Raw genomic sequence first — 14,488 nt, forward strand, 5'->3', positions numbered from 1 at the left:
ATTCTTGTATAATTTGAATGAAATAATTTAGTTAATGTAACTATATATGAGAAAACGTTTTTGGACTATACTTTAACTATATTAATTATAGTTGGGGGAGATATAAATTATGGCTGAGGTAATTTTAAAAAGTATAGGTAAATCTTATGATAATGGATATGAAGCTGTAAAGGATGTAAATATAGACATACAAGATAAGGAGTTTGTTGTTTTAGTAGGGCCATCTGGATGTGGTAAATCAACTACTTTAAGGATGATAGCTGGACTTGAAGAAATAACTTCAGGTGAGTTATATATAGGAGATAAAATAGTAAATGATGTAGCTCCAAAAGATAGAGATATAGCTATGGTTTTTCAAAACTATGCATTATATCCTCATTTAAGTGTTTATGAAAATATGGCATTTGCACTTAAACTAAGAAAGATACCAAAAGCTGAAATAGATAAAAAAGTAAAAGAAGCTGCAAAAATACTAGACTTAGAATCAGTTTTAGATAGAAAGCCAAAAGCATTATCTGGGGGACAAAGACAGAGGGTGGCATTAGGTAGAGCTATAGTTAGAAATCCTAAAGTTTTCTTAATGGATGAACCCTTATCAAATTTAGATGCTAAACTTAGAACAGCCATGAGAACAGAAATAACTAAACTGCATAAAAAGCTTGGAACAACTTTTATATATGTAACACATGACCAAGTTGAAGCGATGACAATGGCTGATAGAATAGTTATAATGAAAGATGGTGTAATACAACAAATAGATACACCTCAAGAAGTATATGATAATCCAGCAAATATGTTCGTAGCAGGATTTATAGGAGCACCTCAAATGAACTTAATAGATTGTAATATATCTGAAGAAGAAGGTGTAGTATATGCTATATTTAATAATTTTAAAATTGCACTAGATAAAGTTAAATCTGATTCATTAAAGAAAAATGGATATGTAAACAAAGAAATTGTTTTAGGGATAAGACCAGAAGATATTCATATAGAAGATATATTTATAGATAATAGTCAAGATACAATATTTGATGCGACAGTAGATATAAGTGAACTTATGGGAGCTGAAATTTATGCTTATTTAAATGTTGAAGGTAAAAATATTACTGCAAGATTTGATTCAAGGTATAATATAAAGTGCGGGCAAAAGCTAAAATTAGCTTTAGACAAAAATAAAGTTCACATATTTGATAAAGAAACTACTAATGCCATAATATAAAAATTAATTTTAAGCTGTAAAACTAAAAGTATATTTTAGTTTTACAGCTTTTTAATTTATAATATAAGAAATATAGTAAAATCTAAGGGATAACATATATGGGGTGAGATATTGAAGGGGCTAATAGAATTTTTTGAAGAACAATTGGGGAAAAAAATCAAAGTTTATAAATATAAAGGGGGAAAATTACTAAAAAAATCACAACAAATTGTATCATGGAACAATGAAACTTATGTTATCGAAGTAATAGAAAATGATATAAATCATAATTTGGATGGATATTTTTATTTAATTTATCAAAAAAATTTAAATGAAGAAATTTTAAATCAAGTTTTTAAAAGCTTATATGAAGACATTAATATTATAAACTATAAGGGTAATTATATATTAAATACTAATGATTTAAATTTGATAGATAAATATACTCCTCAGATTATAGAAACTGAGTCATATACAAAGACATATATAATTAACTTAGGTAAAATAAATAATAAAAAAGAGTTTGACTTTAAAATTGATTTAAGTAATAGATTAAAAAAATATATATTTATTGAAAATAGCAATAGAAAATATTTTAATATATATGACTTAAATTTATATAATCTTATAGATTTAATTGGAAAGGATAAATCATATCCAATTTTATTTGATTATAACTTAATAGACAAAATAGATAAATTGGTACTAGAAGCAGGTATAGCATTTATAGAAAATGGGTTTAATATATCTAAGACATCTAACAATATATATCTTCATAGAAATACACTTATATATAGATTAGAAAAAATAAAAGATATATTAGGAATGGATATAAGAAATTTCAATGAAGCATGTATTTATTATTTAATAGTTAAAAATTATTTAATAAACAAAAATATATAAATCTACGGTGAAAATATGAAAATAATAATTATGAAAATCACATTAAGAGCAAGTTGGGTTCATTCACTTAAAGAAAAAAGAATGGTAGTAAAAAGTTTAGTGAAAAAACTTCAAAATACATTTAACGTATCAGTTAGTGAAGTTGAAAATCAAGATATTCATAAAAATATAGTAATAGGAATAAGTGGCGTTTGCATAAATAATAAACAAGCAGATTCTACAATGGAAAATATTATAAACTTTGTATATGAAAATACAGATGCAGAAGTTATAAATATAGATTCTACTATTGATGTTTATTAAATACTTCGCATAAATTTAGGTAAAATGTGAAAAAATAGTATCAAATAAAACATCAAGAGGTGAAAGTAATGAGACGATTTACCAGTATAGTTTTAGCTATGATAATGGTTATTATGTCTTTAAGCACTACTGCATTTGCAGATGATAAAAAAGTTCAAGGACCCATTAATATATCATCTAAAACAGCTATATTAATGGATGTAGGTAGTGGACAGATACTATTTGAGAAAAATCCACATGAAAAACTTCCTCCAGCTAGTGTTACTAAAGTAATGACTATGTTACTTATCGTTGAAGCATTAGATAGCGGAAAGATAAAGTTAGATGATGAAGTTCAAATAAGTGAAAGAGCATCGGAAATGGGAGGAAGCCAAATATTCTTAGAACCAGGAGAAACACAAAAAGTTGATGACCTTTTAAAGGGAATAGCTGTTGCATCAGCAAATGATGCTTGTGTAGCTATGGCAGAATATGTAGGCGGTAGTGAAGAAGAATTCGTAGCTATGATGAATAATAAAGCTAAGCAATTAGGAATGAATGATACTAATTTTTCTAATACTAATGGTTTGCCAATAGAAAATCATTATACATCTGCACATGACATAGCTATAATGTCTAGAGAATTGTTAAAACATGACAAAATAACTAAGTATTTAACAACTTGGATGGATCAAATAGTAGTTGGTAAAAAGAAAACAACTATAGGGCTTGCAAATACTAATAAAATGATAAAACATTATCAAGGAGCGACTGGTGTTAAAACTGGATTTACACAAGAAGCAAAATATTGTTTATCAGCTTCTGCTAAAAGAGGAGAAACTCACTTAGTTGCAGTAACATTAGGTGCACCTACAACACAAGAAAGATTTAAAGATTCATCTTCACTATTAAGTTATGGATTTGCAAATTATGAAAGTGTTAAATTATGTTCTAAGTCAGATAAAATAGCTACATTAACACTAGATAAAGCAGATGATAATAAAGTAAATTTAGTTGCAAAAGATGATTTAACCGCGCTTATAAAAAAAGGTGAAAGTAAAGATTTTACTAAAAAGATAGACGTATCTAAAAATATAGATTTACCTGTAAAAAAAGGAACTAAATTAGGAACTATAAGCATTTATAAAGGTGATAAACAAGTAGGTAAAATTGACCTTATAAATGAAAAAGATATAAATAAAGCAAGCTATTTTAAAATGTTTGAAAGAGTTATAGACAATATATTTTAGAGGATAAGACCTAGTATAACTAGGTCTTTTAAATTTAATCAAATTACTTGTTTTTAAAGGTATATATTAAGTTAAAAAGTAAATTTTTAGTTTAAATCTTAGTTTGATTATAAGTATATATATTGTTATAATAGTATTAAAACTTAAAAAATAGGAGAAAAATAAATGAATATGTTAAGCCAGTTTTTAGTAACGGCAGTAGGTATTGCAGTGGCTATATCTGTACATGAATTTGGGCATGCATATGTAGCACATCTTTTAGGAGACGATACTGCAAAAATGAGTGGAAGAATGACTTTAGACCCTATAAAACATGTTGACCCCTTTGGGCTTGTAATGCTTATAGTTGCACATTTTGGTTGGGCTAAACCAGTTCCAGTGAATCCAAATAACTTTAAAAACTACAAGGTGGGGAATTTAATAGTTTCATTGGCGGGACCGTTATTTAATGTTATAACAGCTATAATAGCTGTAAATCTTATTAGCTTTGTTAATATGAAAGCTCTATACCTTATATTTGATAGTATATTTACATATAGTATAGGATTTGCGGCATTTAACCTTTTACCATTACCTCCACTTGATGGGTGGGGAATAGTATCTAGTTTTATACCAGCTAAATATTATGATGTTGTTTATAAGTATGAAAGTATGAGTACAATTATATTTATATTTTTAATCATAACAAAGTTTCACGTGATAATATTAAATCCTATAATTAAAGTATTATTAAGTATAGTTAATTTATTTATAATATAGTGATAATTCTATAGAATTTAGAGGTAATTTATGAAGTATAGTGTACAACTTAAGGTATATGAAGGTCCTCTAGATCTTTTATATGACCTTATAACAAAACATAAAATAGATATAAAGGATATATCTATAATAGAGATAACAAAGCAATATCTAGCTTACTTAGATATGCTTGAAGAATTTGACCTTGAAATAGCAAGTGAATTTATTACAATGGCATCTAAGCTTTTACAAATAAAATCCAAGTATTTACTATACAAGCAAAGAAATGATGAAGAAGAAGAGGATCCAAGACTTGAACTTATGGAAAAGCTTGTTGAGTATAAGAAATTTAAAAACGCTACAGAGGATTTAAAAAATAATGTAACTTACATAGAAGATGTATTTTATAGAAAAAAGGAAGAAGTAGTTATAGAAGAAAAATTAGATTTAGAATCTATATCTTTAGATGCTATAGTTAAAATACTTCCTCATATATTAAATGTAAAAAAAGATGAATTAGAAGAAGTAAAAGATGATAAGTTAAACAAAATTGTTAGAACTCGTATTATATCTGTTGAAGAAAAAATGCACTATGTAAGAAATATTATTAAAGAAAAAGAAGATATTAGATTTACAAGTTTAATAAATGATTATGAAAAAGACGAAATAATAGCAACGTTTTTATCTGTATTAGAACTTATAAAAAGTAATGAAGTAATTGTTGTTCAGGATTTATTCTTTGATGATATCTTAATAAAGAGAAATATGGAGAGTTAATATGAGACGTGATGAGATAAAAAGTATTATAGAAGCTATAATGTTTGCATATAGCGACCCTATAAGCATAAAAGAATTAAACAATGCTATAAATGAAGAACTTTCTTCAAAAGAAATAGAAATAATGTTAAATAGTTTAATTGAAGAGTACAAAGAAAATAATCGTGGAATACAAATTATAAAATTACAAGATAAATACCAAATGTGTACAAATAAGGAGTACTCATCTTTTGTAAAAAATATATTAGAACCTAAGAAAAAGAAAACTCTAAGTCAAGCTACATTAGAAGCATTAACTATAATAGCTTATAAACAGCCTATAACTAAAGTTGAATTAGAAGAAATAAGAGGAGTAAAAAGTGATAAGGTAATTCAAACTCTTCTTGAAAATGATCTTATATATGAAGCTGGTAGATTAGATAAAATAGGAAAACCTATAATTTATAAAACTACTAATGAGTTTTTAAGACTATTAAATATAGAAAAATTAGAGGACTTACCACCTATTGAAAATTATGAAAAAGAATAGATCAAAAATAGTAGATGATGATTAAATATTTTTATTTATCTATCATCTACTATTTTTTTGTATAGTTTTAAAAAAATGGAAAATAATATAGATATGAATTATAAAGATTTATTAATTTTTTTTATAAAAATTTTATTACCTATTTCTTTGATAGTATTTTTTCTCTTAAAAAGTACTATTCACGTAATCATAACATCTAATATAGATAATAAAGATGTAGAAATTAAGGTATCATTTAGATACTTTTTTAATTTAATTAATATAACAAAGACTATTTATCCTATAAGTAAAAGTGATGAAGAAAAACATGAAAAGAAGAAAAATAAATATAAGGAGGATAAAAGTAGACTTAAAAAACTTGATTTAAAAAAAATAGAGTTAGAAAATTTAATAGTTTTATATAAAATTCTTAGAAAGGTTAGAATAAGTGAGATATATTCTAATTTAAGTTATGGAAGTGAAAATATACATCTTACATCATTTATATATGTTTTAGTTAATATGTTTTATGGTAATGTAAGTAATTACTTTGAATCAGATAAAATATATCTAAAAGTATCTACATGCTATAACCAAAATTTTATAAAGCATAAAGGGATACTACATGTAAGTCCAACTATAAAAGATATAATTATTTTTATAAAAGGCATGATTCATATATATTTTAAAATTAGAAAATATAAAAAAGTTAAATATGGTAAGGAGGCCAGAACAGATGAGATCGACAAACTCTATAAAAGATCTAATGGACACAACGCTTGATTCAATTAAAACTACAATTGATGCAAACACTATTATTGGAGATCCAATTAAAGCAGAAAATACAGTTGTTGTACCTATATCCAAAGTTACTATAGGATTTGGTATAGGTGGAGGAGAATATTCAAGAGACTGCTCAGATAAAAAAAGAGAAGAAAGAGATTTAGATGATACAAATTTCGCAGGAGGTAGTGCAGGAGCTGTATCTCTACAACCTGTAGCATTTGTAGTTGTAGAAAATGGAGAAACAAGGCTTATGAGTTTAGACCATAGTATAAATATGGTAGATAGCATTTTAAATATAACACCTAAAGTATTAGAAAAAATTCAAAAATTAAAAAATAATGAATCAGAAATTAAAGACGATAAAAAATGTTAATAATATAAATAAAAGCTATAGTATTAAGGAAATTAAACTTTATTACTATAGCTTTTATTTAGTTGTAGAATGCTTAATTAAAAAAATATTTTACAACTAAATAATTTTGAACTTAAAAAATTAGAAAAATAATAGTATAATATATATTAAGAATTAGAAATTAGTACTTATTAATATACAATGAGGTGAATATATGGAAAATAAAAATATATCAAAACTTTTATTAAAAAGTATGAATAATTATCAAAATTTAATAAAAAGTACAAATACAGATAGATATAAACTAGGTAAAGTATTAACTAAAAAACAATTTTTTGCATTAGGCGAAATACAAAAACATGAAAAGATAGAATTAAAAAATTTAAGTAGAGAATTATATGTTTCAACATCAAGTTTATGTATACTTCTAAATAAATTAGTTGAATTAGGTTATGTTTATAGAGAAGAAGACTCTAATGATAGAAGAAATACTTTTTATGGGATAACTGATGAAGGTGAAGTAGTAATTAATACAGAATTAGATAAGTTTATGGATATAATAAATGAAAAGATAGATAAATTAGATTTAGATAAAAAGAAAGAGTTAGAAGAAAGCTTACAAAAAACTATTGATATAATGAAAGATATAATGTAGTTCATGTAGAATAAATTTATGGTGGATATATTTATAAATAGGGTAAATATAAAATACTATAAATTTAAATGGAGGTTTTGATATGAACATACAAGTTATAAGTAATAAAAACTATCTCGAAGAAAATGAACTAAGTGTATTTTTCGTATATGAAGACAATAACGTAGATTTAAAAAATGAAGTATTAAATACTTTTTTTAAAGACTTTGAAGCTAAGTATTCTAAAATAGATATATGCAAAATTTTTAAAGATGATAAGTTAATAGATTTAATGTTAGTTGGATTGGGTAAAAAAAATGAAATATCTATAGATGATATAAGAAATTTAGGTGGTAATATATCTAAAAAATTAAAAAAATATAATATAAAAGAAATTAATTTTTTAAATATAAAAGAAAATCTAAATTATAGAGAAATTGAAGCCTTAGTAGAGGGACTTAAGTTAGGAGAATACACTTTTGATAAGTATAAAAGTGACAAAAAAGAAAGTGTGGATAAAAATATAAACTTAAATTTAGATGAAAACTATAATGATTATATAAAACAAGGAGAATTACTTGCTGAGATAGCTTTAATATCAAGAAATTTAGTAAATGAACCATCAAATGTTATATATCCAGAAACTTTAGCAAATGAAGTTATTAATTTAGGTAAGGAATATGGGTTTGAAACTGAGGTCTATGGAAAAGAAGATATTGAAAAATTAGGAATGGAATCATTTATATCAGTTGCTAAAGGCTCAGATAAAGAACCTAAGCTTATAGTCATGAAATATAACGGAGATAAAGAGAGCAATGAAATACTAGGATTAGTTGGAAAAGGACTAACATATGATTCTGGTGGTTATTCTATAAAACCTACAAATTCTATGGTTGATATGAAAACTGACATGGGTGGAGCAGCAGCTGTTATAGGTGCTATGTGTGGAATTTCTAAATCTAAACTTAATAAAAATGTAGTTGCTGTAGTTGCTGCATGTGAAAATTTAATATCAGGACATGCATATAAACCAGGAGATATAATAAATTCAATGGGTAAAAAGACTATAGAAATATTAAATACTGATGCAGAAGGAAGATTAACATTAATAGATGCAGTTTATTACGCTATAAATAATGAAAATGTAACTAAAGTAGTTGATATAGCAACATTAACAGGTGCTGCAGTAGTTGCACTTGGGACAGTAGCTACACCTATTATATCTAATAACGATGAATTTTATAACAAATTAGATAAAGCAGCAAGTTTATCAGGTGAAAAAATATGGAGAATGCCTGTATTTGAGGAATTTAAAAAGGTTTTAAAAGGTAAAGAAGCAGATTTAAATAATAGCCCAGGAAGAGATGGAGGGTGTATAACTGCTGGATTGTTTATAGGTGAATTTGTAGGAAATACTCCATGGATTCATATGGATATAGCAGGAACTAGTGTAAGCTCTAAAGATTTTGGTTATAAATCAAAAGGAGCTACAGGTGAAGGAGCTAGAACTTTATATAATTTAGCTAAGTTAATTTAAATGATTATTTTATTTAGTTCAATTAAGTACAATATAGGGAATTTGTGGTATAATTAAACTAACCTAAGATTTTAAATTTTCTTCTTACATACTAAAGTATATATTTACTCGCTTAATGGCGAGTATTTTTTTTATAAATCTGAATATTAAAAAAAGAAGCGGTGCATGTGATATAATTAATATATATAAATATTTTAAATTCAATGGGGTGAATTTATGGGGGATAGTAGGATAAATTACACAGAAGAAAATTTTAAAGTATATACTAGCATGGTAAAGTATATAAGGAATTTAAAGATGTTGGATATTCACAAAAGAGAAATAAGTCAAAAGCTTTATAATATGTATGTAAACTTAAGCTCTAAAAATATTAATTTAGAAAAACATATAGTTAATCCAAAAGAGTTTTGTGATAAGTTATGTGAAAATTATATAAAAAATACATCTTTATATATTGTATATTTAGAAACGGTTAAAAAGTTTTCAATTGTAGTTGCTATACTAGCTTTAGTTTGTGATTTAATTTTATACAAGCCTTTGGTAACTAAATACTTTGTTTACATATTATTAGGAGCACTTGTGGTTTCATTAATATTGACATATTTAAAATTGTATAGAGCTAGTAAGTATGGATTAAATGAAGAATCATTAAAATATAAGATATTGTATAATACTATAGCTTTGATATTAATAGTGCCAATGTTTTTTATAAAAGAAAATATAAAATTAAATGGAAATATTAGTTTGATACTTATAGGAATTGTATCTATATCTATATTTTTTATAATTTCATTTGTAGTAAAAATAAATAAAAATAGTATAGATAAAAAAATAAGTTGTAAGAGTATAATTTAATACTCTTACAACTTATTTTTTCTTTTAAAATTTAAACTTAAATTGTCTTTGTCGTTGATTAGAGAAGGGACATAAATTAATGATGAGGCTATTACAAATAACAGCATACTATATATATTGTTATTTGAAAAAGTATAATCATAATTTGCATTAGTGAAGGTATTTAATAAAAATGTAAATGAGAAGTATAGTGAGCACGCTTTAATATTATCTATTATACAATTTGAATTTATTTTGAATTTTCTAATACCTACTAAATAAACTAAAGAATATAAAAGTAATAATCTAGATGTTATATAAAAAAAGTATAGTATATGAGGAAAATCAACTGGAATATCCTTAAAGAAAATCAAATCTCCTATAGAACAAACTATGCTCCAAGAAAAAAAAATATTAAATAAATGGTATTTTTTCAAAAGTAAAATCGCAATACATATATATGTTGTAATTCTAGTTATCCCTATTGGTAATGAGTATAAAACATTATAACTTCTTAAGGATATTAAACAAATTTGTTCTAGTATAATTTCAAATATAAATGATATGCAAATTATTTTTTCTATTAAATAGCTATACGGAAGTAGGTTTTTAGTTAATTTAGGTAATGAAAATAGAAATATAGCAACAAATATTAGAATTATTAAGTGTTGAGTAGAAAATACAAAACTAGGATTCAAGCCGTTCCCCCCTAACTATTGGTTATGTAAAATAAAGATAAACATATAGTCATGTCCGTTTATACATTATATTCAGTACATACATAGATGATAATAAAATTTTAAAATTTATATAAATATTTAATTGTAACAAAATATTAATTAGTTAATAAATTAGTATTATAGAAATTAAAAAATAGACATTTAAAATTGATCTAAGGGAAGTGATTCTTTGAAAAGAATATGTATACAACCATGTGCAGATTGTGGTAGCAAGTATTGTCCATGTCATTTAGCGTATTCAGGGGATTGTATTCAGTGTAGTTTAATTCAAGGCAGTAAAACGTGTGATTGTATATGGCAAGGGGTATGTATATACAATGAATTAGAGCACAATAAAAATGTAGCTTGTAATCAAAAGATTGATACATTATGTGATGTTAAGGTAAAGAAAGAAATTTTAAAAGACATATATTTATTAGAAATAAAAACTCCTAAGAAGTTATTAGAAGAATTATTAAATCCAGGGTCATATATACTTCTAAGAGGTAAAAATGAAATTGACTCAAAGTATAATGTACCTATATCTGTTATGGATGTAGATCTTGAAAATGAACTTTTAAAAGTAGTTATAAAGGAAGTAGGACACAAAACTAAAAGTTTATTAAGTTCTAATGAGGTTTGGGTTAGAGGACCTTATTTAAATGGGGTACTTGGACTTAGAGAATTTAAGTTAACTACAAATAGTAATGTAGCTGTAATATTAAGTGGATTATCTCAAGTTAATGCTCCTAAAATAATAAAATATATTTTGAAAAATAATAATTACGTAGAAGTATTTATAGATACAAGAAGAACTATAGTAGATGAAGTTATAGAAAAAATTAAAGATTTAAACGTTAATATTCACTTTATAAATACAAAAGAAGATGAAGAGCTAATAAAAGATTTCATAAGAAGAAATAATGTTAAGTTAGTATATAGTGGAGGGTTTAATTCATTTAATAAAGATATAATGAAATTAGTTGATAGCGTTGATGAAAATATTAGATTTGCTATAGCAAATAATAATTTAATTGTTTGTGGAGAAGGTATATGTGGGGGTTGTACAGTTGTAGTTGATGGAAAAAGAATAAAATCTTGTAAGGCTCAGATAAATGGAAGAGATTACTTGAAAAGTTTAAAATAATATAATGTTTATATTGTTAAGGGGGGAATACAAATTGGCAAAAGTAGTGGTTATAGGTGGAGGATGGGCTGGTTGTGCAGCCGCAATATCTGCAAAAAAAGCAGGTGCTGATGTTGTTTTGTTAGAAAGAACAGATTTATTGTTAGGACTTGGTAATATTGGCGGGATAATGAGGAATAATGGTAGATATACAGCAACAGAAGAAGCCATAGTATTAGGTGCTAGTGAATTATTTGAATTAACAGATAAATATTCTACACATAAAGACATGGATTTCCCGGGACATAAGCACTCTACTATATATAATGTTACAGAAATAGAGAAACCTGTAAGAGAAAAAATATTAAATATGGGTATTGATGTAAGATTTTTTGCTAGAGTGGTTGATGTTAAGTTAAATGGTAAAAAAATAGAGTCAGTTATTCTAGAAGATGGTGAAATTATAAGTGGAGATTCATTTGTGGAGACAACTGGTTCATCAGGACCTATGGGCAATTGCGCCAAGTATGGAAATGGTTGTGCTATGTGTGTGCTAAGATGTCCATCTTTTGGTGGTAGGGTTAGTATAACTGCTAAATGTGGTGTTGAGGATATGGTTGGAAGAAGAAATACTGGAGAACTTGGCGCATTTAGTGGGTCTATGAAACTTTTAAAAGAAAGTTTAGGTGAAGATATACAAAAGGATTTAAATGAAAAAGGGTGTGCAGTAGTACCTTTACCTGAAGAACTTATAAATACTGAAAAGCTTGATATTAAGGTTTGTCAGCAGTACTCTCTTCCTGAGTTTGCTAAAAATTTAGTTTTAATAGATACAGGTCATGCAAAACTTATGGCTCCATTTTATCCACTTGAAAAATTAAGAAAAATTCCAGGATTTGAAGGTGCTATAATAGTAGATCCATACTCAGGAGGAAAAGGAAACTCTATAAGATATTTATCTGTTGCTCCAAGGGATAATTATATGAGAGTTACAGGAGTTGATAATTTATTTGTTGGAGGAGAAAAGAGTGGATTCTTTGTAGGTCACACAGAAGCTATATGCACAGGTTCTTTAGCAGGGCATAATGCAGCTAGAAATTCAATAGGTATGTATTTGTTACAACTTCCTACGAGCATAGCTATAGGCGATTTTATTGCTTGTGCTAATAAAGAATTAGGTAAAGAAGGTGCAGATAGATTAAAGTTTACTTTTGCTGGTAGTGTTTACTTTAACAGAATGAAAGAATTAGGATTTTACACTACTGATAAAAAGGTAATAGAAGATAGAGTAAAAAAAGCTGGATTAGAGGGTATATTTAATAAAAAAATTATAAAGTAACTTACAGGTGGTAACAAATTGTTACCGCCTTTTTAAGGTTTAAAGAATATGAATATGCAATATAAATACAAAAAATTGATTTACAGATTATGGGCAGGTAAAATGGCTAAATACTGTATTTTAGTACAAAAATTTAAATAAAATTAATAAAAAATACAAATAAGCACATAAAATTACAAAATTGTAATTGAATATATTGCTCTAAAGTAATAATATATTTATAGATTATTACTTTAGAGGAGTATAAATATGAAAAAATTAACTTATTTCATTATACCACTATTAATAGGAGGTATATTTTTATTTGGATTAAATAAATTCCTCGATAATAAAATCGATGAATTACTAAAAGATAAGGATTTAGTTCCTATTATGAATGATTCTTTAAGCAATATAAAAGACAAAGGAATTATTGCAAATAATTATTTCTTAAAAAACCATGATATTATGATGTTAGGATCATCAGAATTAGGACATTCAACAAAACAACATCCAACATATTACTTTAATACTAATAGAAGTAAAAATGGAGTATTTACTATTGGTAGAGCATATACTCAAAGTTTACAAGATGCAACTATCATAGGAAGTGTAAATCCTAATATAAAGGATAAAAAAGTTGTTTTACTAATCTCAATGCAATGGTTTATGGATAGAGAAGGAGTTACACCACATCATTATCAAGCTAGATTTTCTCCAACTCAATTTTATGCATTTTTAAATAATCCTGATATATCAAAAGCAAATAAATTAAAGTTTGCAAAAAGAGCAAGTAAATTGTTAGTTGGATCAGGGGAGTATAAACCAGAAGCTGTATATGCAAAGTTATACGATTCTAACTCATTAATTTCTAAAATTGAAAAGTTTTTATTAGCTCCTTATTTTGAGGGAAGAAAATTCTTTGTAACTCTTAAGGAGAAAGGATTGTTATATGAGAAATTAATTACTTTAAAAAATAAAAAAGAAGTAAAACCAGGGAAACCTATTGATTGGAATAAAGAAACAGAAAAAGCTATAGAAGATGCTAAAAAAAGAGTAGGTAAAAATGATTTATGTATAGATAAAATCTATTACAAAAAGAATTTTGGACATAACTTAGATAAAGTAAGAGGAAAATATAAAGACGTTAATTTGTTAAAATCAAAAGAATTCTTTGATTATAAACTTACACTAGATGTATGCAAAAATTTAGGTATTAAACCTGTAATAGTAATGATACCTGCTATGGACAAATTCTATAATGTAACAGGAATATCTACAAAAGAAAGACATGAATTTTACGATAAGGCAGAAAAAATTGCACAAAAAGAAGGTTTTGATGTAATAGACCTAAGAGAAAAGGAAACAGAGAAATACTATTTAAGAGATGTAATGCATCTTGGTACGAAGGGATGGGTAGATGTTTGTGAAAAATTATTTGAAAAATTTAATCAGCAATAAATATTTAATGATGAGTATCTGTTTTACCGTAATTATAATTGCGGCTATATTAGTACTGACATTTA

At 25.7% G+C, this 14,488-nt stretch carries 16 protein-coding genes; 15 read left to right on the plus strand and 1 reads right to left on the minus strand.

The genetic code is table 11. The features are described from left to right. Positions 1 to 109: 109 nt before the first annotated feature. The 12 genes from H8891_RS01165 (at position 110) to H8891_RS01220 (ending at position 9,820) form a co-directional block, all read left to right on the plus strand. Positions 110 to 1,219 (plus strand): ABC transporter ATP-binding protein, encoded by a 1,110-nt coding sequence (locus H8891_RS01165; protein ID WP_187004851.1) that lies wholly within the window; start codon positions 110 to 112, stop codon positions 1,217 to 1,219. A 111-nt stretch (positions 1,220 to 1,330) separates the two neighbouring features. Then, entirely contained in the window at positions 1,331 to 2,101 is a 771-nt protein-coding gene (locus tag H8891_RS01170; RefSeq protein WP_187004852.1) for a helix-turn-helix domain-containing protein, read from the plus strand. Positions 2,102 to 2,131: 30 nt separating this feature from the next. Continuing rightward, the gene (locus H8891_RS01175) at positions 2,132 to 2,404 is read left to right on the plus strand and encodes a DUF503 domain-containing protein (RefSeq protein WP_330606097.1); all 273 of its coding nucleotides are present in this window, start codon (positions 2,132 to 2,134) and stop codon (positions 2,402 to 2,404) included. Between the two features lie 104 nt (positions 2,405 to 2,508). Beyond that, positions 2,509 to 3,633 carry a D-alanyl-D-alanine carboxypeptidase family protein gene (locus H8891_RS01180; protein ID WP_408637156.1) on the plus strand — a complete coding sequence of 375 codons (1,125 nt, stop codon included), beginning with the start codon at positions 2,509 to 2,511 and terminating at the stop codon, positions 3,631 to 3,633. Positions 3,634 to 3,798: 165 nt separating this feature from the next. After that, positions 3,799 to 4,392 carry a site-2 protease family protein gene (locus tag H8891_RS01185; protein ID WP_243207740.1) on the plus strand — a complete coding sequence of 198 codons (594 nt, stop codon included), beginning with the start codon at positions 3,799 to 3,801 and terminating at the stop codon, positions 4,390 to 4,392. 30 nt (positions 4,393 to 4,422) lie between these two features. Next, positions 4,423 to 5,148, plus strand: coding sequence for a segregation and condensation protein A (locus H8891_RS01190; protein ID WP_187004853.1), 726 nt, complete (start codon positions 4,423 to 4,425; stop codon positions 5,146 to 5,148). A gap of 1 nt (position 5,149) precedes the next feature. Beyond that, entirely contained in the window at positions 5,150 to 5,677 is a 528-nt protein-coding gene (gene scpB, locus H8891_RS01195) for an SMC-Scp complex subunit ScpB (protein ID WP_147546536.1), read from the plus strand. A gap of 75 nt (positions 5,678 to 5,752) precedes the next feature. Beyond that, positions 5,753 to 6,439, plus strand: a complete 687-nt coding sequence (locus H8891_RS01200; RefSeq protein WP_187004854.1) for a hypothetical protein — start codon at positions 5,753 to 5,755, stop codon at positions 6,437 to 6,439. Then, positions 6,393 to 6,815, plus strand: a complete 423-nt coding sequence (gene ytfJ, locus H8891_RS01205; RefSeq protein WP_187004855.1) for a GerW family sporulation protein — start codon at positions 6,393 to 6,395, stop codon at positions 6,813 to 6,815. The genes H8891_RS01200 and ytfJ overlap by 47 nt, the downstream gene beginning before the upstream one ends. 193 nt (positions 6,816 to 7,008) lie before the next feature. Further along, a complete protein-coding gene (locus H8891_RS01210; RefSeq protein WP_147546542.1) occupies positions 7,009 to 7,449 on the plus strand; it encodes a MarR family winged helix-turn-helix transcriptional regulator in 441 nt (146 codons plus the stop codon). An 82-nt stretch (positions 7,450 to 7,531) separates the two neighbouring features. Continuing rightward, positions 7,532 to 8,965 carry a leucyl aminopeptidase gene (locus H8891_RS01215; RefSeq protein WP_187004856.1) on the plus strand — a complete coding sequence of 478 codons (1,434 nt, stop codon included), beginning with the start codon at positions 7,532 to 7,534 and terminating at the stop codon, positions 8,963 to 8,965. 216 nt (positions 8,966 to 9,181) lie between these two features. Then, complete coding sequence (locus tag H8891_RS01220; RefSeq protein ID WP_187004857.1) at positions 9,182 to 9,820, plus strand: hypothetical protein; 639 nt, start codon at positions 9,182 to 9,184, stop codon at positions 9,818 to 9,820. 5 nt (positions 9,821 to 9,825) lie between these two features. Here H8891_RS01220 and H8891_RS15760 read toward each other — a convergent pair whose 3' ends face one another. Further along, the gene (locus H8891_RS15760; RefSeq protein WP_187004858.1) at positions 9,826 to 10,497 is read right to left on the minus strand and encodes a TMEM164 family acyltransferase; all 672 of its coding nucleotides are present in this window, start codon (positions 10,495 to 10,497) and stop codon (positions 9,826 to 9,828) included. 211 nt (positions 10,498 to 10,708) lie between these two features. Here H8891_RS15760 and H8891_RS01230 point away from each other — a divergent pair, with 211 nt between their 5' ends. The 3 genes from H8891_RS01230 to dltD all read left to right on the plus strand — a co-directional run bounded on the left by H8891_RS01230 (position 10,709) and on the right by dltD (position 14,423). Next, entirely contained in the window at positions 10,709 to 11,665 is a 957-nt protein-coding gene (locus H8891_RS01230; RefSeq protein ID WP_187004859.1) for a hypothetical protein, read from the plus strand. 4 nt (positions 11,666 to 11,669) lie between these two features. Next, positions 11,670 to 12,983, plus strand: coding sequence for an FAD-dependent oxidoreductase (locus tag H8891_RS01235; protein ID WP_187004860.1), 1,314 nt, complete (start codon positions 11,670 to 11,672; stop codon positions 12,981 to 12,983). A 249-nt stretch (positions 12,984 to 13,232) separates the two neighbouring features. Beyond that, positions 13,233 to 14,423: a D-alanyl-lipoteichoic acid biosynthesis protein DltD gene (gene dltD / locus H8891_RS01240; protein WP_187004861.1), complete on the plus strand. Its 1,191-nt coding sequence runs from the start codon at positions 13,233 to 13,235 to the stop codon at positions 14,421 to 14,423. Positions 14,424 to 14,488 lie beyond the last annotated feature (65 nt).

The sequence above is a fragment of the Paeniclostridium hominis genome, assembly GCF_014306135.1.
Classification (GTDB): domain Bacteria; phylum Bacillota; class Clostridia; order Peptostreptococcales; family Peptostreptococcaceae; genus Paraclostridium; species Paraclostridium hominis.